This is a genomic window from Gordonia aichiensis NBRC 108223, assembly GCF_000332975.1.
Classification (GTDB): Bacteria; Actinomycetota; Actinomycetes; order Mycobacteriales; family Mycobacteriaceae; genus Gordonia; species Gordonia aichiensis.
This window is the reverse complement of the sequence record NZ_BANR01000001.1, coordinates 14,852-32,132: the sequence shown is the minus strand read 5'-3', so window position 1 is coordinate 32,132 and position 17,281 is coordinate 14,852. Positions and strand designations below refer to the sequence as shown.

The 17,281-nt window shown below is 64.3% G+C and carries 16 protein-coding genes and 2 pseudogenes; 11 read left to right on the top strand and 7 right to left on the bottom strand.

The genetic code is table 11. The annotated features are described in order from the left end of the window. Positions 1-4: 4 nt before the first annotated feature. Positions 5-1,027: an acyl-CoA dehydrogenase family protein gene (locus GOACH_RS00165; RefSeq protein WP_005168848.1), complete on the bottom strand. Its 1,023-nt coding sequence runs from the start codon at positions 1,025-1,027 to the stop codon at positions 5-7. 50 nt (positions 1,028-1,077) lie between these two features. On the opposite strand from GOACH_RS00165, the gene GOACH_RS23225 reads away from it, so the two are divergent. After that, positions 1,078-1,311: a hydantoinase B/oxoprolinase family protein gene (locus tag GOACH_RS23225; RefSeq protein WP_157227434.1), complete on the top strand. Its 234-nt coding sequence runs from the start codon at positions 1,078-1,080 to the stop codon at positions 1,309-1,311. 81 nt (positions 1,312-1,392) lie between these two features. On the opposite strand, the pseudogene GOACH_RS23220 reads toward GOACH_RS23225, so the two are convergent. The 3 genes and pseudogenes from GOACH_RS23220 to GOACH_RS00155 form a co-directional block, all read right to left on the bottom strand. After that, positions 1,393-2,142: pseudogene (locus GOACH_RS23220) on the bottom strand (hydantoinase B/oxoprolinase family protein); the annotation flags it as partial. A gap of 59 nt (positions 2,143-2,201) precedes the next feature. Beyond that, positions 2,202-4,235 (bottom strand): annotated as a pseudogene (locus tag GOACH_RS00160) (hydantoinase/oxoprolinase family protein). A 5-nt stretch (positions 4,236-4,240) separates the two neighbouring features. After that, on the bottom strand, positions 4,241-4,495 hold the full coding sequence (locus GOACH_RS00155; protein ID WP_005168839.1) for a hypothetical protein: 255 nt from the start codon (positions 4,493-4,495) through the stop codon (positions 4,241-4,243). Between the two features lie 362 nt (positions 4,496-4,857). Here GOACH_RS00155 and GOACH_RS00150 point away from each other — a divergent pair, with 362 nt between their 5' ends. Continuing rightward, positions 4,858-5,595 (top strand): helix-turn-helix transcriptional regulator, encoded by a 738-nt coding sequence (locus tag GOACH_RS00150; protein WP_245551741.1) that lies wholly within the window; start codon positions 4,858-4,860, stop codon positions 5,593-5,595. 45 nt (positions 5,596-5,640) lie between these two features. On the opposite strand, the gene GOACH_RS00145 is transcribed toward GOACH_RS00150, so the two are convergent. Then, positions 5,641-6,039: a carboxymuconolactone decarboxylase family protein gene (locus tag GOACH_RS00145; protein WP_005168834.1), complete on the bottom strand. Its 399-nt coding sequence runs from the start codon at positions 6,037-6,039 to the stop codon at positions 5,641-5,643. A 208-nt stretch (positions 6,040-6,247) separates the two neighbouring features. On the opposite strand from GOACH_RS00145, the gene GOACH_RS00140 reads away from it, so the two are divergent. Genes GOACH_RS00140 through GOACH_RS00120 form a run of 5 tightly spaced genes read left to right on the top strand, consistent with a single transcriptional unit; the run spans position 6,248 to position 11,030 of the window. Continuing rightward, on the top strand, positions 6,248-7,117 hold the full coding sequence (locus GOACH_RS00140) for an N-acyl homoserine lactonase family protein (protein WP_005168826.1): 870 nt from the start codon (positions 6,248-6,250) through the stop codon (positions 7,115-7,117). Beyond that, a complete protein-coding gene (locus GOACH_RS00135) occupies positions 7,110-8,048 on the top strand; it encodes an NAD(P)-dependent oxidoreductase (protein ID WP_005168823.1) in 939 nt (312 codons plus the stop codon). The genes GOACH_RS00140 and GOACH_RS00135 overlap by 8 nt, the downstream gene beginning before the upstream one ends. After that, the gene (locus tag GOACH_RS00130; protein ID WP_005168822.1) at positions 8,045-8,485 is read left to right on the top strand and encodes a cupin domain-containing protein; all 441 of its coding nucleotides are present in this window, start codon (positions 8,045-8,047) and stop codon (positions 8,483-8,485) included. Before GOACH_RS00135 ends, GOACH_RS00130 begins: the two co-directional genes overlap by 4 nt. Further along, complete coding sequence (locus GOACH_RS00125) at positions 8,482-10,188, top strand: NAD(P)-binding domain-containing protein (protein ID WP_005168819.1); 1,707 nt, start codon at positions 8,482-8,484, stop codon at positions 10,186-10,188. The genes GOACH_RS00130 and GOACH_RS00125 overlap by 4 nt, the downstream gene beginning before the upstream one ends. Continuing rightward, complete coding sequence (locus GOACH_RS00120; protein WP_005168817.1) at positions 10,185-11,030, top strand: SDR family NAD(P)-dependent oxidoreductase; 846 nt, start codon at positions 10,185-10,187, stop codon at positions 11,028-11,030. The genes GOACH_RS00125 and GOACH_RS00120 overlap by 4 nt, the downstream gene beginning before the upstream one ends. A 65-nt stretch (positions 11,031-11,095) precedes the next feature. Here GOACH_RS00120 and GOACH_RS00115 read toward each other — a convergent pair whose 3' ends face one another. After that, positions 11,096-11,746 carry an alpha/beta hydrolase gene (locus tag GOACH_RS00115; protein WP_005168815.1) on the bottom strand — a complete coding sequence of 217 codons (651 nt, stop codon included), beginning with the start codon at positions 11,744-11,746 and terminating at the stop codon, positions 11,096-11,098. Between the two features lie 110 nt (positions 11,747-11,856). Continuing rightward, a complete protein-coding gene (locus tag GOACH_RS00110) occupies positions 11,857-12,846 on the bottom strand; it encodes a helix-turn-helix transcriptional regulator (RefSeq protein ID WP_005168812.1) in 990 nt (329 codons plus the stop codon). Positions 12,847-13,045: 199 nt separating this feature from the next. Here GOACH_RS00110 and GOACH_RS00105 point away from each other — a divergent pair, with 199 nt between their 5' ends. The 4 genes from GOACH_RS00105 to GOACH_RS00090 all read left to right on the top strand — a co-directional run bounded on the left by GOACH_RS00105 (position 13,046) and on the right by GOACH_RS00090 (position 17,251). Beyond that, a complete protein-coding gene (locus GOACH_RS00105; protein WP_005168809.1) occupies positions 13,046-14,152 on the top strand; it encodes a zinc-binding dehydrogenase in 1,107 nt (368 codons plus the stop codon). Further along, positions 14,149-14,886 carry an SDR family NAD(P)-dependent oxidoreductase gene (locus tag GOACH_RS00100; RefSeq protein ID WP_005168805.1) on the top strand — a complete coding sequence of 246 codons (738 nt, stop codon included), beginning with the start codon at positions 14,149-14,151 and terminating at the stop codon, positions 14,884-14,886. The genes GOACH_RS00105 and GOACH_RS00100 overlap by 4 nt, the downstream gene beginning before the upstream one ends. Positions 14,887-14,964: 78 nt before the next feature. Further along, entirely contained in the window at positions 14,965-16,200 is a 1,236-nt protein-coding gene (locus GOACH_RS00095) for an acyl-CoA dehydrogenase family protein (protein WP_005168803.1), read from the top strand. A gap of 94 nt (positions 16,201-16,294) precedes the next feature. After that, the gene (locus GOACH_RS00090) at positions 16,295-17,251 is read left to right on the top strand and encodes a VOC family protein (RefSeq protein ID WP_005168801.1); all 957 of its coding nucleotides are present in this window, start codon (positions 16,295-16,297) and stop codon (positions 17,249-17,251) included. Positions 17,252-17,281 lie beyond the last annotated feature (30 nt).

Here is a 17,281-nt window from a genome sequence, read left to right as displayed (position 1 = left end):
CTCGTCAGAAGACCAGCGGTTCTCCGAAGTGGAAGTGCGACAGCGAATTGAATGTCACGTCCCACTGTGCGGCGATGTGCGTCTTGTACATCGCGACGTCACGGTAGTACTTCTCCATCGACGAGCCCTTCTTGGCCGACGTGCTCCCCGCAGTGGAAAACGCGAGATCCACGGCATCGTTGGCGATCCGGGCCGCGGTCTGCACGATTCCGCGCAGGCGTGCATCCTGCTCCGGCGTGAACTCCTCGCCCGTATCCACCCATTTCTGACCGAGGGCCTCGTGCTGCCGCACCGCGGAGATCAGTAGGTTCTCCGCCGAATCGATCTGTGCCAGCAAACTTCCGAACCACCGGTGGTACTCAGGGGTTTGGATGCGCGGGGTTCGCGGCGGGAAGCTGGCCGGGCGCGCCTCCATCAATTCCTCGAACTGGTCGATCGCCGCCCATGCCGCGCCGACCTGCGTCGCCACCAGTTCTGCGTTGAAGTAGGTGAGCGTACGACCGAGATACATCGGATTCTTGTGCAGCCGATACCCGGGTGTGCCATCGGTGCCGAGCACGTGGTCGCGGAAATCGTAGACGACACTGAGGTGATCGGGAACCAGAACATCCTCGGCGGTAATCGAATTCGAACTCGAGGCACGCATGCCGATGGTCTGGTCGCCGCCCCAGTCGTCGAGGATGGTGTAGGAGGACCGGGGGATGATGAAGATCCGTTGCTCACCTGCTTCGCCGTCAGCGCCCTCTGTCCGTGCAAGCACCATCGCATGAGTGCTCCACGCGGAACCGGAGCAGTAGTCCCAACGTCCGCTGAGTCGATAGCCGCCCGATACCTTGACGGCCTTGCCCGACGGCACCGTTCGACCGGGAGCGATGAACGTTCCCGCGAACAGTTCCTCCTGCGCCTGCTCGCCGAAGAAGCATGCCACGTGGTAGGCGTGACCCGCGCCGAGGATGAAGCTCCACCCCACCCCAGGGTCGGCACGCGAGATCTCGATGCCGAGGCGCATGAAGTCGTCGAGACCCATCTCGAAGCCACCGTAGCGGCGCGGAACCAGCCAATGGCGTCGCACCTCCCATCGAGGCGATCGAGAAGAACGCCCCTGCCGTTGTTCTGCGACATGAGATGAAGATCGATTCCGCTGGGCCCGGTCATTTCCGCGGAGGCGCCGCGGTGCTCCGGGATACGGTGTGGAAGCTCGACGCCGGACACTCCCTGACATCGCTGCGGTACAAGAACGCAATACCGCGTTCGGTGAACTGCGGGACGGAACACAGTGGGTCTCGGCGCTGCAGTGTGGTGGAGAGGTAGGCCCATACGGCGCCAACCAGTTCGGTGATGCCGACAGCCAGTGCATGAGCTATCAGCGGTGTCGTCGACCCCGTCGCAGTCGATCTGCTCGCATCCCGTCCAGTCGCCATCGGCAAGCACCGACAACGCGGTTGCCATGGATTCGGCACCGAGGTCGCAGACGTAGCGCATGGTGCCGTGCACCGCCGCCAGTCCGTATCGCTCGACCGACTCGAGCAACAGTTGTTCGCCGAGTTCGAGGCTGGAGCAGATCGTCAGCATGTCCGGGTAGAGGATGTCGGCCATGCGGACGTTGTCGAAGATCAGATTCCAGGTCTCGGGGACCTTCTCGCCCTTGTGCACCAAGAGGCGTGGCGAGATCACCAGCCCGTTCTCGTAGACGTTTCGTTTCGTTGCACTGAAGCCGCCCGGCACCACACCACCCATATCCAGTTGGTGCGCATTGAGATTGACGAAGCCGATGATCCTGCCGTCGACGAAGACCGGCCGGATGAACGTCAGGTCGTTGTTGTGGTTGCCCGTGCGGTAAGGGTCGTTGGAGATGAGCACGTCGCCTTCGGCGAGGTTCTCCGGGCCGAACTCCTCGACCGTGTTGGCGACCCCGTCCAGTGCGGTGCCCGCCATCAGCACGATGCCGTTACTTGCCGCAGGCACAAGATAATCGAGGTCGGTGGGTCCGCTGATGGTGCACGCGAGGTCGTAGAAGTCGCGGAGCACCGGCGAGAATGCACCGGTCAGCAGGCGAGCACTCATGTGTTCGACGAGGTAGTCGAAACGGTTGCTCAGAACGGTGGCGGTGTATCGATCGCACCCGTAGAGGTGAGTGAACATCTCGGCGTCGAGATCACGGATCTGCGACGACTCCACGGGGGCAGTCTGTTCGACGAGTGTCATTTCGTCTTCCTTTCGATGATGAGCTCGCCGCACCGCCCGACAAGGGCCGTCTGCTCGGGCAGGACGATGGTGGTGGACAGGTCTTCGCGAATCACCGCGGGCCCCTCGACGGTCGCACCCACGGCGAGCTCCGCCCGCTGGTACTCGCCGGCCGTGACCGGAGTATCGGTGAGGTATTCCAGGGTGATCAATCTGTCGGGCGACGCGGTGAATGGTGCCCGGTTCTCGGCGGGGATGTACTCCACCTTTTCCGAGGGGACGATCAACTCGACCCGATAGGTGACCCCTTCCACCGGGATCTGCTCGAAGCGATGCCCGTTGCGATCCTCGTAGGCACGGTGGAATGCCGCGATCATGTCGCCCACCGTGTCCTGCGTGATCGTGTCACCGGTGATCTCGATGAAGGGGGTCTCCCAACTCTGACCGAGGAGGCGTCCGTCGAAACTGCGCCTGACCCTGAGGTCTGCGCCCGCGGCGCCCACGCGTTCACGCAGGGTGCGCTCCATCTCGTCGAAGACCTCGGCGACCTGGTCGGCGTTGTCCGGACTCAACACCATGTATGCGCTACGTGATTCGTAGAAGACCTGATCCGTCGAGAGCAGTCCGAGCGCGGAGAAGAGTCCCGGGTACGGCGGAATGATTGCGTTCTTCAGTGGCAGCAGGTCCAGCACCGCCGGCAGGAGCATCGGTCCAGCGGCTCCGTAGGACATGAGCGCGAAGTCACGGATGTCGACGCCGTGCCGGACGGCAACGTTGAGAACCTCTTCGGCGATGTTCGACACCGCCAGCCAGTACGCCGAGGCGACTCGTTCGGAGAACTCGATGGGAGTGTCGAGTGCTTCGAACGCTGCGCGCGAAGCCTCCTTGTCGAGGAACATCTCACCCGCGGCGAACGCCTCGCCGTCGAGGATTCCCATCAGCAGACAGGCGTCGGTCACCGCAGGCTGGGTGCCCCCGCGTCCATAGCAGGCCGGTCCTGGCTCCGCACCTGCCGACCCCGGACCGACCTGGATGCCGCCCGACGGCGCGATCCCGACCAGACTGCCGCCGCCTGCGCCGACGCTGTAGACCTCGGTCGAGAGCGCATTGATCACGAGATCGTGCTCGAGCTCGAAGGTGTTCTCGATGAACGGCTTTCCGTCGACGATCAACGACACGTCCGTCTATGTCCCGCCGACATCGGCGCAGAGGAGGTTGTTCTCTCCGATGGCGGCGCCGAGTCGCACACTGGAGATGGTGCCTGCCGCCGGCCCGGCGAACAGGATGCGGAACGGGCGATTGAGCGCCTCCTGCCAGGGCAGAAGTGTTGCGGCACAGTCGGCGAAGTTCAACTCGCCGTCGAAACCGAGTTCCCGTAGCTCGCGATCGATGTGGGCCGAGTAGTCGGTGAAGATCAGCTTCATGAAGACATCGATGACCGTGGTCGACGCGCGTGTGTATTCCTTTGCCAAGGGCGATGTCTCGGAGGAGATGGACACCACCATGTCGCCACCGAGAACCTCGTGCACGAGCTCCCTGAGCCGGATCTCGTGCGCCGGGTTGACGTAGCTGTTGATGGTGCAGATGGCGATGCCTTCGACGCCGCACTTGCCGAGCACCTCGAGCTGATGCCGCGCGCTGTCCTCATCGAGTTCGATGAGGACGTTTCCGTCGGCGGTGACACGCTCGACGACGCCGCGCCGCAGGTATCTCGGCACCAACGGCCGGTTGGCATCGCCGAACGACCGACGCCATGCGGGATCGGTCTGCGCGTCGAGCGGGCGGTGCACGTTTCCTCGGTCGAGGACGTCTCGGAAACCGTCTGTGGTCAGGTATGCGATCTTGGGCAGTCGTCGCTCGATGACCGCGTTGAGACCCATGGTGCTGGCGTGGTTGAAGACGGTGCTACCGGCCACGCCGAGTCTCTTGGCACCTTCGACAACCGGCGCAGGGGGATTGGAACGACTACTGGGCACCTTGGTCACCGAGATCTTGCCGTCGCGCACCGCGACGACATCGGTGAAGGTGCCGCCGACATCAACTCCGAACATCGCGCTCACTCCCCCCGCTGCCCGACGCCAGTGGCTGTCCTGGCGGGTACGACAGGTGTGAACGAACCCAGCCGCGGCGTCCTGCTCTTGGTCACCGTGTACAGACAGTCCTGGCACTTGGTGACGTCCCACCAGCCACCCTCGCCGAGCACCCGGTACTCGGCGACCGCCGTTGAACTGCCGCATTCCGGGCAGGTCTCGTCGACCGGTGACCGTTGGGCGTAGAGCCGCTCCTGCGTCGGCCGTGGAAAGTTGTGCATCGCTACCGATTCCTTTCAGACGTCTCGATCGCATTCGGACGATCGCCGCTCGACCGCACCACTCCCGGCCGTGTTGTACGATTGTCATACAATCATGACGAGTCATGAGTCACACCGGAGGTCCTGTGTTGCGCGGTTCACAGATGAATGTAGAGGCTGATCGATGCGCAGGCATGGGCCAAAAGCGCACACCACTGTCGGGTGGACGCACTGGCGCCCGCCTGTCGGACCCTAGTCCGAGCCGAGCACCCGCGACGCGCCGGCTCACAGCTCCGGCAACCAACGTCCGGGTCACCGAGATACTCTCCGAAGGCTCTGCCGGACAGAGCTTCCCCGCGTTCTCGGACTCATCGTCGACGGTGGTGCGAGTCCAGCTCGCCGGGCACAGCAGAGTTGGTTCCGGAACCACCGAAACGACGCTGCGGCCCGGTGACACGGGAGTGCTCACCGGCCGGACGGCCACGACGGCGGCGTCGCCCGACAACCACTGCATCGACTTGTCGATTCCGTGGAGTGAGGTCGAGATACCCCTCGCAGAGTTCGGTCTCACGACGATCGGTGCGGGTCAGGGGTCACTCACCGACGCGCTCACCCATCTGTTGAACACCATCGTTGCAGGTTATGAGATGTTCGACGGCCACCAGCGTTACCGGGTCATGCGAAGCGCCGCACAACTCGGACTGGCGGTGATCCTCGACGACTGCGACGGGACCTGGTCGGAATCCGACCCGCACGTCGTCCTGCTGCGGGAGATGTATCGTCACATCGAGGAGCGCCTGCCGGATCCCGGACTTGACGTCAACAAGCTCGCGGCCGCTCATCATCTCTCAGTTCGACACGTGCACAACATCTTCCGACTCAGCGGACAGAGCGCCGCGGCGCGGATCCGGGAGCGCCGGGTAGCGCGCGCATGCGAAGAGCTCGCCGACCCGATGAAGGTGGACGTGCCGCTAGCCACCATCGCGGCGCATTGGGGCTTTTCCGGTGCATCGCACTTCGGTCAGGTCTTCAAGAGCACCACCGGCGAGACGCCCGCGGCATTCCGCGCACGCACCACTACGCGACGTACCCCGGACGCGGTATCCGTGTCGGCACGGTAGCGTCCGGGGTCGGACGACTCGTCAGGTGCTCTCTTGCCCGAGTCGTCAGGCGTTGACGCGGATCTCCGACAGGGTTGCCTCTGCGATCCGGAACGACTCCAATGCCGCGGGCACTCCGGCGTAGATCGCGGTCTGGATCAGCACTTCCTGGATCTCTTCCTCGGTGCAGCCATTGGTGACAGCGCCGCGAACGTGAACTGCCAACTCATGCCCGCGATTCAGTGTTGTGAGCATGGCGAGGTTCAGCAGGCTCCGGGTCTTGCGATCGAGCCCTGGACGCGTCCACACCGCACCCCAGCAGTACTCGGTGACCAATTCCTGTATGGGCCGCGAGAACTCGGTGACGTTGTCGAGGGAGCGTTGCACATGCTCCGCCCCGAGCACCGCCTTGCGCATCTCGATGCCCTCGCGGTACGTCTCGTCGTGCGTGTCGTCGAACTTCATGGTTCCTCCTGCATTGATTGTCATATATCCGAGTCATGACGGTCTGATCCAACGCTCAGCCTATTGACGTCTCGGGGTAAGGAGATCTAGAAATCGCGCTGTCCGGCTTAAGATTTGCGCACAGATCAGCTGCCGTCGATCAACGCCATAGGCATCGGCCGGATATTGCCTTACCGTATGACATCTCAGTCCTCGGCCCCGGGGACACATGCATAACGGAAATCCGGTGAACCTGATGGACGACGACGTCTACGAGGTGCTCGCAGTGCGCTACGCGTCGAGGCAGACGCTGCGTAGCCTCGTGTATCTCAATCATCATCTCTACGACGAGCCCGATGGCCCGATCGGCATGGACTATTTCATCTGGATCGTGCGAAACGCTCAGCGCACCTTCGTCGTCGACACCGGATACAGCGTCGAGGGCGGGCGGGCACGCCAACGCGGCCACCTCATCCACCCCGCTGATGCACTCACAGCCCTCGACGTGGACCCTGATGACGCCACCGTGATCCTGACCCACGCTCACTACGATCACGCCGGCAACCTCGACCTGTTCCCGCGGTCGCCGATCATCACCCCGAAGACCGAGTTCGATTTCTGGACCGGAGAGATGGCGCATCGCTTGCAGTTTCGACACTCTGCCGAGACACGGGAGCTCGAGTTGCTCGGCGAGATCGCACGCCAGGGACGAATGACCTTCTTCGAGGGGCGTTCTGACATCGCTCCGGGAATCGAGTTGATCGAACTCGGCGGTCATTCCCCGGGGCAGGCGATCGTCCTGGTCAACACCGAGGTGGGCACCGTCCTGCTCAGCTCAGACGCGACGCACTACTACGAGGAGATCGAGCGGGACATGCCGTTCCTCGTCGTCGCCGACCTCGAGGCGATGTACGCCGGCTTCGACACGATGAAGCGCATCGTCGACGAGCGCAACGCCATCCTGGTGCCCGGCCACGATCCGGAGGTCATGACGCGCTTCCCCGCGCACGACACCGCAGAGTTCGCGGTCGTCATCGCCCCTACGCCAACACCATCGCGCTGCGTCGCAGCCGCACAGAGAGGAGCAGACGTTGTCTGACGTCACATCAGAGAAGTCGGGCCGTGGCGGTCCCGTCGGATTCATCGGCCTGGGCAACATGGGCGGTCGCATGGCACGCTGCCTCGTCGACGCCGGGGTCGAGGTGATCGGCTTCGACACCGTGGCAGCCAACGTGGCCGACTGCGGCGCCACCAGAGCCACCTCGGTCAAGGATGTCATCAGCAGCGCGGACGTCGTGCTGCTGTCGCTGCCGCACAGCCGCATCGTCGAGAGCGTCGTCAGGGGCGCCGACGGAATCCTCGAGCACTCCTCGCCGGGACAGATCATCGTCGACCTCAGCACCTCCGAACCCGCGTCCACCAAGGTGCTCGCGGCCGAACTCGCCCAACGCGAGGTCGCCCTACTCGATGCCGGGATCTCCGGCGGAGCAGCTGCGGCGGAAAAGGGCGCGCTGACCCTCATGGTCGGCGGCCAGCGGGACGTTCTCGAATCCGCACGCCCAATCCTCGATCTCTTTTCCGCCAAGGTCTTTCATTGCGGCGACGTCGGCGCGGGCCACACCGTGAAGCTGCTGAACAACTTCCTCAACGCGATCTCGCTGTCGGCGACAGCCGAGGTGATGGTCGCCGGACGCAAGGCCGGGCTCGACCTCGACGTACTGCTCGACGTGTTGAACAGCAGTTCCGGCGTCAACTTCGCGACCCAGAACCGCTTCCCGAAGATCATCCACGGCGACTACCTCGAAGGCGGTCTCACCAACTCGTTGATGATGAAAGACGTTCTCGCGTACTGCGATCTGGCCGCGGGTCTCGGCGTCACGAGTCCCAACTCGTCCGCACCGGTTGCCGCCTTCGGCCTCGCGATCCAACTCGGCTACGCCGACCGCATCAGCAACACGGTCGTCGACGCGATCGGCGACCTCTCCGGGAACGTTCGCCTACAACCCACCACGAACGAGGACGACGCATGAAACTCATTCACTCCCTCGACCACTCGGGCACCGCAGGCAAGACAGGGTCGAAGTTCACCGGCAACGTGTACAACTACCTGACCATGCCCGCCACCGATGGGATCACCATCAACTCGGTCAACTTCACTCCCGGGGCGCGCACCTTCTGGCATCACCACGAGCACGGCCAGATCCTGCAGGTCCTGGCAGGCGAAGGTCTGATCGGGACCGAAACCGAGGTCCGCAGGCTCAAGGCCGGCGACACGGTCTGGTGCCCACCCGGTGAGAAACACTGGCACGGTGCGGGAGCCGAGTCGTTCATGACGCACACCGCCATCTCCCTGGGAGTCACCACCTGGGCCGACCCACTCGACGACGCCGACTTCGTGGCGGCGGCCGAGACGGTCGAGGCCGACACGAACTCATCCGACCAGAGCAGCGTGGGAGCGCTCCGATGAGCACCGAGGTCCTTCCCGACATCGCACTCATCGGACTGGGCAATATGGGCTCCCCGATGGCCGCGCGTCTGATCGGCGCCGGATATCGGGTCACCGGCTTCGACCTCGACCCCGCGGCTCGGGATCGGTTGACCGCGAACGGGGGTACCGGCGTGGTCACGGCCGTCGAGGCGGCACGGGCGGCGTCGGTGGTCATCCTCATGCTGCCCAACTCCACTGTCGTTGAAGCCGTCGTCCGGGATCTGCTCGACGCTGCTGCACTCGCGCCCGGAAGTGTCGTCGTCGACATGAGTTCGTCCGATCCGGCGTCGACTCGCGAACTCGCACAAACGTTGTCCGCGGCCGATGTGACCCTGGTCGACGCACCGGTCTCCGGTGGGGTCAAGGGCGCAGAGAACGGCAAGCTGACGATCATGGTTGGCGGCTCCCCCGAGGCTTTTGACACGGTCCGCCCCGTGTTGGAGTCGCTGGGCACCCCGCGGCTCGGCGGCGACGTCGGAGCCGGGCACGCCATCAAGGCGATCAACAACCTGCTCTCGGCAACACACCTGTTGGCAACTGCGGAGGCAGCCGCCGCTGCACAGCGCTTCGGACTCGACCCGGCGGTGCTGATCGACATGGTGAACACGTCCAGCGGACGGAGCGGCTCGACCGACAACAAGTACCCGAACTTCATTCTCCCCGGCACCTATGACTCCGGCTTCGCGCTCGCGCTGATGCTCAAGGACATGAAGATCGCCACCGACCTGGCCGCGAAAGTGGGTGCGCCCGCGCTCCTCGGCGAGCAGGCGGTCGCGATGTGGGAGCGTGCACAGACCGAGCTGGAACCGGGCGCCGACCACACGGAGATCGCACGCTGGATCGACAACAACGTCGACGATCCCGTGGCCGATGATTCCGCAGCGGACTCAGAAGCATCGAAGAAGGCGCTCGCTCAACGCATTCGGGATATTCATGGGACATGGGACGACGGTTGGCAGTCGATTCTCGACCTGCGGCCGGCCTTTCTCGCCGCCTACGCCGACCTCGCCGAGGTTCCGTGGAAGAAGAACCACCTCGACGACAAGACCAAGGAACTGATCTACCTCGCGGTCGACGCCGCCGCGACGCACCTGCACAGCCCCGGCGTTCGTCAACACATCAGGGCCGCACTCGACCACGGTGCTACTCCCGACGAGATCATGGAGACCATCGAGCTGACGGCAACGCTCGGTATCCACGCGATGAACATCGGTGTGCCCCTGCTCACCGAGGTGCTGGAGGAGGAGGGTCTGCGCGACACGCCGGCCGAACTGACCTCATACCAGCGGTCCCTGCAGGAGCAGTTCACCACCGAGCGTGGCTACTGGCATGAGTTCTGGGACGAGATCCTCGAACTCGATCCCGAGATGTTCGAGGCGTACACCGAGTTCTCGGCATTGCCGTGGCGCACGGGGTCCCTCTCGCCCAAGGTCAAAGAACTGATCTACATCGCATTCGACTCTGCCGCGACACATCTCTACGTCAAAGGCTGGAAGCTACACATTCGCAACGCAATTCACCACGGCGCGACGAAGGAGGAGATCCTTGAAGTGATGGAGATCTCCAGCGCGCTGGGCTTCCAGTCCGCGACGACCGCTTTTCCCATTCTCGCAGACGAACTCGACCGCCGGTCACGTCGGTCGGCGTCGTCGCCCGATGCCATCGGAGGTTCACAGTCATGACCATAACCGGACTGAACGGGCGGGTGGCGGTCGTCACCGGAGCCGCAGGTGGTCTCGGGCGCGCTGCCGCCGTCCGCCTCGCCGACGAAGGTGTGCACATCGTCGCCGTCGACCTCGACGAAGCCGCTGCACGTGAGGTCGCATCCGCGCTGTCGACCGAGTCGATCGGGGTGGGCGCAGACGTGACCACGGAGAGTGGCGTCGACAGCTACCTCGCCGCCGCGCTCGATCGATTCGACGCGGTGGACTTCCACTTCCTCAACGCCGGTATCGCGGGATCGACTGCCCCCCTGGTCGACGTCTCTGTCGACGAGTGGGATGCGGTGATGGCCGTGAACCTCCGCGGCCCGTTTCTCGGAGTTCGTGGCGCGTTCCGCGAGTTCCACAAGACGGGTGGGCACGGCGCGATCGTCGTCACCTCGTCGATCGCCGGATTGCGCGGCAGCAACGATCTACTGGCATACACGACGTCGAAGCACGGAGTCATCGGGCTCGTCCACGGCGCGGCCGTCTACGGCGGCCCCATCGGAGTGCGGGTCAACGGCATCGCGCCGGGTATCGTCCCGACGCAGATTTTCGGCCCCGCAGGGCGCGACGACATGATCCGTCGCGCCGGTACCTCACCGATGCGACGGCCGGGACGTCCGGAGGAGATCGCCGGTTCGGTGGCGTACCTGTTCAGCGACGACGCCACCTACGTCACCGGCGAGATCCTCTCGGTCGACGGGGGCGCCAACATCCAGAACACCAATCGCAACGCGGGCGGTGCGGGATTGTGGGATGTCTCGGTCACCGATCTCGACCTGTTGCACCGGCACGGTGCAGCGACGACCAACCGATAGCAGCGAGACGAAAGGCACTCCGCGGCAACAGATCATGGCCCGCGGAGCGCCTTGTGTTGTGGCCACTACGTGAGCGACATCGTCTCCTCGCGACGCAACAGCTTCCGTGCAGCGTCGATCGCCTCATCGGTGATGATGTGCTCGTCGCCCGGAACGATCAGGGCGTCGACATCGGCTCCAGCCGCGCGGAGCGCGGTGACAGTCTGCGTGACCCGCTCAGGCGGCACGAAGGGATCGTGCTCGATACTGCGCACCACCACGGGAACACCGTCGAGCGACTGAGCCTGCGCCACAACGTCTTCTGGTCCGATGTAGCCGCCGGTGAACAGGATGATCCCGCCGACAGGCCGTGGCCGGGTCAGCGCCCAGTGAGCAAGGAGACACGCGCCCTGTGAGAAGCCCCAGACCACGAGCCGCGCAGTATCGATCCCCGACTCGACAAGCGCGTCTACCCGTGCATCGATGGCGTCGAGCGCGTGGTTCAGGCTCGGCTGATTGGCATCGATGGGTTCGAGAAACGGTCGCGGATACCACGAATCGCCGTCGGCGGCGGGTGCGCAGTACCGGACATCTGCGACATCGAGTCGATGCGATTGCTCCCTCATGAAGTCCGGACTCTGCCCACGCCCGTGCACAGCCAGTACGGCGGTCGTCATATCGGCGGGCTCGGCGCCCCACTCGATCAATGGAGAAGAAAGATGAGGGTTCGACGCCACGCTGCGCTCCGTCCACTAGTCGGTGATTCGTGAGCGTATCCGGCGTCGATCACCGCGCACTGTCGCGTTCGCGCACCGATCTGTCGTGGACGCGCAGGGTTTGCGAGGGGTCAGCCAAGTCCCGGATGAACAGAGGCGCGGTAGGCGGCCGGGGTCACACCGATCCGCTCCTTGAACAGGTTGCCGAAATGGGAGGGATTGGCGAAGCCACAGCGCATCGCGATCTGCCCGACGGGCACCGTCAACTGTGCCGGATCGGCGAGTTCGCGTTGCGCCAGCTCGATCCGCCGTGTCCGGATTCGTTCGGCGGCAGTCTGACCCGCCCCCCGAAACACGTTGTGCACCTGCCGAACCGAGACATAGTGGGCGTCTGCGAGTTGCTTCACGTCCAACTCGGGATCGTCGAGATGATCTTCGATGTAGGCGAACAGTTGCTCGCGCAGCCGCTGCGTCGGGTCCTTCGGAACCACCGACTCGCCGACCTCCTGCAGGACCAGCGTCACAGCGAGATCCACCGCGCTGCGTAAAGCTCTGGCCCGTTGGGCCGGACCGACCTTCGGGAGAGTCTCGTTGAGAGAGATCAGTAGTCCTGCGACCGCGGGGGTCAATCCACGGTCGGGCCCGAGCGTGCGCGCCTGCACATGCCGGATGTAGTCGATCGGGATGCTGATGGCGTTCGACGGGAGCGTCAGGCACAGACTGCGGTAGTCGTCGCTGCTGGCCACGAGCCCTACTCGGTCAGCGCTGTAGAAGCCGATGTCGCCCGGGCGGAACACGCACTGTTGGCCGTCGACCTCCATCGTGGCGTGGCCGTTCAATTGCAAGGAGAGCATGTGGACGGGAGCTGCACCGTCGCGTCCGGCCGGGTCGTGGTAAGCCTCGTGCTTACCGGTCACCAAGTCGCACAACCCGATTCCGTCGGCGACATGCGCCCGGAGTCTGCCGTGGAAGTCATTGGCCGAATCGGGCCGCACGTCGAATCGGGTGGTGAGTGCGGCGATCGCCGGCCCCCACTCCTCGACGCTGAGGTCGTGATCACCCGACCACTCGGCTGAGTGCGTTTCTCGCTCTCGACTTGCGTCGTCGCAAATCTTTGTCACTGCAGTAGTTCTTTCTCGCCACGGACACTGACGCCCTCACTGTGAGGGTGTTCGCATCCACAACATCGATGTGCACGCATCCGTGATGGCAGTGATGCCGGTCACGAATAGCTTCGAGTGTGACACGCAATCAGGGCGATGTCACCCCACCGATCAGCACGGCGATCAGTCGCCCACCACCACTTTCTGGAGGATTCCGATGAAGGCAGTCGTCGTTCCCGAGGCGGGCAGGCTCGAGGTGATCGACGTGACCCTTCGGGCTCCGGAGGCAGGCGAGGTACATGTCCGTCTCGACGCGGCGGCGATGTGCATCACCGACACCCTGAGTGTCGGCGGCGACGGGCTCACCCCGTTTCCGCTCATTCCCGGACACAGTGCGACGGGCACCGTCGTGGCAGTTGGACCGGACACCACCCGAGTCGCGGCCGGCGACCGGGTGATCGTGGTCGGGTCGGCCCAGTGCACCCACTGCTACTACTGCGAGCACGACGCCCCCGGCGCCTGCGAGCAGATCTTCGACGGCATGTCCCGGGTCATCGGCACCGACGCCGAGGGCCGGGCAGTCCATGCCGATGGCGGCGTCGCCACCATGGCCGAAGAGATGATCTACCGCGAATCCAACGTGGTCGTCGTGTCCAGCGCCGCCGATCCGAAGCACCTGGCAATGCTCGGCTGCGGCATCGTCTCGGGTCTCGGGGCAGTATTCGACGTCGCGCAGGTCAAGGCCGGAGATTCGGTGGCTGTTCTCGGCTGCGGGCATCTCGGACTCTGGATGGTCCAGGCTGCAGTTCTTGCCGGAGCCGGTCAGATCATCGCCGTCGAGCCCATCGAGTCCCGGCGCCTTCTCGCAGGCGAACTCGGGGCCACCGACCTCGTCGACCCGGAGGAGTCGGATCCCGTCGCGCAGGTGAAGGCACTCACCGACGGACGCGGCGTCGACGTCGCCCTCGAAGCCGCTGGACGCACCGCGGCCATGGAGCAGGCATTCGCGATGACGCGCGGCGGCGGGACGGTCGTGCCGACCGGAATGGAAAGCCCCAGCGCCACGGTCACCCTGCACGGGTACGAGTTCGCGATCGGGTCGAAACGAATCCTGAGTTCCCAGACCGGCGGCGGCGACATCATCTCGATGATCCCCAGGTTCGCGGAGCTCCTCGACGCAGGCGCGCTGAATCCGTCGGCGATCGTCACGGACGTCTACGAGCTGGCTGACATTGAGACCGCATTCGACGACATGCGAAATCGCAAGGGTATCACCGGAATCGTCCGGCTCAACACACAAGCGCAGAGTGAGGAAGCACAGTGAATCGATTCGACGGGAAGGTCGCGATCGTGACCGGGGCGGCCGGCGGGATCGGCCGCGCGACAGCGCAGCGCCTCGCCGACGAGGGCGCCGTCGTCATCGCCACCGACGTCAATGACGCCGACGCACAACAGATCACCAAGGAACTCCGCGTCCCGTTCTCGCGCGGGTCGTTCGCCACCCTCGACGTCACCGACGAAGACGGCTGGGACGCAGTGGTCGAGCAGACACTCGCCGAGCACGGCCGCATCGACGCACTCGTCAACAACGCGGGTATCGGCGATCTCCGCACGATCGAGGAGAGCACGCGGGACAGCTACGAGCACGTGATCGCCATTCTGCAGACCGGCGCCTTTCTCGGGATGAAGGCAGTCGGCCCGGCACTCAAGAAGACGGGCGGCTCCGTCGTCAACGTCAGCTCCATGTTCGGATTCGTCGGAACCGCAACGGTGTCACCCGCCTATCACGCGGCCAAGGGCGCTCTCCGCAGCATGAGCAAGGGCACTGCGGTCGCCTGGGCGCCCGACGGTGTCCGCGTCAACTCCGTTCATCCCGGATTTATCGACACCGCGATGCTCGGCGGGGCCGACGACTCCGTCTTCGCACCGGTGATCCCCATGGCGCGAGTCGGTCGACCGGCCGAGGTTGCCGCCGTTATCGCTTTCCTGGCCAGTGACGACGCCGCGTACGTGACAGGCGCCGAGCTCGCCTGCGACGGCGGCTACGTCGCCCAGTAGTCCCCCGTCACCCGATAACCAGTCGCCTACCAGCACCCACATTCACCAACCAAACTCACCAGCAGCAGAGGAGTCCAGATGCCCATCCCACCAAGAGAAGTCGCCGTCGTCGACCCGCCGAAAGACCTCACGGTCGCCGAAGCACTCGCCGTCGTCGCCGAACTCGCTCCGCAGATCCGAGCGGAAGCACCCGAGACGGAGGAGCGCACCTTCTATTCCGAGGACCTCCATCTGTCCTTCATGCGCGCAGGCCTCTACAACCTGCTGCGGCCGAGGACATTCGGCGGCTACGAGTTCCCGATCGCCGCATACCTCAAAGTGGTTCGAGAGATCGCACGCGCAGACATGAGCACCGCCTGGGGCTTCTGTCTCGCCTCGGCGCATGTGCTGTGGATGGCATCGTGGTGGCCCGAGGAGGCGCAACGCGAGTTCTTCGCCAGCGCGCATACGGCAGCGTGCGGTACGTCGGCTCCCGGCGGAAGGATGACGAAGGTCGACGGCGGCTGGATCGTCAACGGTGTCTTCCCCTATGCCTCCGGCGGCGCGTACTCCACCCACTTCCTCGGCCACGTGTTCCCGGTCAACGAGGACGGCAGTCAGGGTCCGCTGAGCGTGTTCATGGCTCCGAGAGACATCTGGACCGTGCGCGACGACTGGGGTAAGACACTGGGGCTCAAGGGCTCCAGCTCGCACACCGTCGAGATCACCGACGGCTTCGTCCCCGATTCTCACGTACTCCTCGGCAAGGCGATCACCGACATCGCCGTCGACGACGGAACTCCGGGTTACGCACTGCACAAGAACCCGATCTACAACGGAAGGGGGCTGTCGACCTTCACGCTCGAGCTCGCGAGCCTCGGTGTCGGTGGTGCGCTCGGCGCTCTCGATCAGTACCGGGAGGTCATCACGACCAAGCGGACTGCGTTGCCGCCCATCACACTTCGGTCGGAGAATCCGACCTACCAGCTCTGGTACGCGGATGCGGCAACGCGACTGCAGGTGGCCGAGGCAACACTCGACGCCGCCGCCGAACAGTTCACCGAGTGTGCGACACGTGCGGCGAAGGGCGAGGGGTCGTTCTCGTTGACCGACGACGCGGGCATCGGACGGTGCGCCTACACAGCGCAAGCTGCTGCGTGGCAGGTACTCGAGGGCACGCTCATGAAGACCTCGGGTTCCAGCCACCTCGTGAACGGCTCCCGCATGGAACGGATCTGGCGCGACTTCAGCATGCTGCACAGTCACCAGAACACCATCGTCCAGGACATCACGGCTCCGATCTACGGGTCCGCGCTGCTCACCACCGCATCCTGATCGCCCATCACCCACTCAAAAACCTCTGGATAACAACGAAGTTCGCTTCACCCACCAGAACGAAGTTCGCTTCACCATTGAAAGGAAAGAAATCATGGCCTTTGTCGAAGGTTCACACCACGTCACCCTCTCCGTCGCAGGCGCGCAGGAGGACGTCGACTTCCACGTCAAGACGCTCGGTATGCGCTTCATCAAGCGCACCGTGCTGTTCGACGGCTCGCTGCCGATCTACCACCTCTACTACTCGAACGCCAACGGCGATCCGTCGAGCGTGATCACCACCTTCCCGTGGGCGCAGCAGGGTCGCTTCGGCAAGCCCGGCACCAACCAGGCGCGTGAGGTGTTGCTGTCGGTGCCCACCAACTCGCTCGACTACTGGCACTCCCGTCTGACCGAACACGACGTCAAGGACGTCCAGGACATCGAGGTGTTCGGGCAGCGCCGCTTGGCATTCCGTCATCCGTCGGGCCTGGAGTACGTCTTTGTCACCAACGACAACGATGCACGTGAGGGTTACTCGGGCAACGGTGTTCCGCAGGAGCATGCGATCCACGGAATCCACGGTGTCGGCATCCACGCCCACACCCCGGACCGGATGGTCGACTTCGCCGAGGATGTCTTCTACTCGCAGGGCGACATCATCGAGGACGGCGACCGCGCCGCATTCCGCGTCGGCAACGAGAAGGTGGGCAACTGGGTCGAGCTGGTGGGCAACCGCACCGACGACCAGGGCACCTGGAGCTACGGCGCAGGCACCTACCACCACTTCGCATGGAATGCGTCGAGCCTCGAGAACCAGGACGAGCTCAAGTTCGAGATCGAAGGTGCAGGCTACACCGACATCTCCGAGCTCAAGGACCGCAAGTACTTCAAGTCGGTCTATGTGCGTTCACCGGGTGGAGCACTGTTCGAGATCGCTGTCACCCACGCCGATGGCGGCTGGGATTGCGACGAGTCGCCGCAGGAACTCGGCATGCGCTTCCAGCTCCCGTCGCAGTTCGAAGATCGTCGCGAGGAGATCTTCGGACAGCTGGAGACGATCGAGGACTGATGTCCTGACGTTCTGACGAACAGGGGCGAC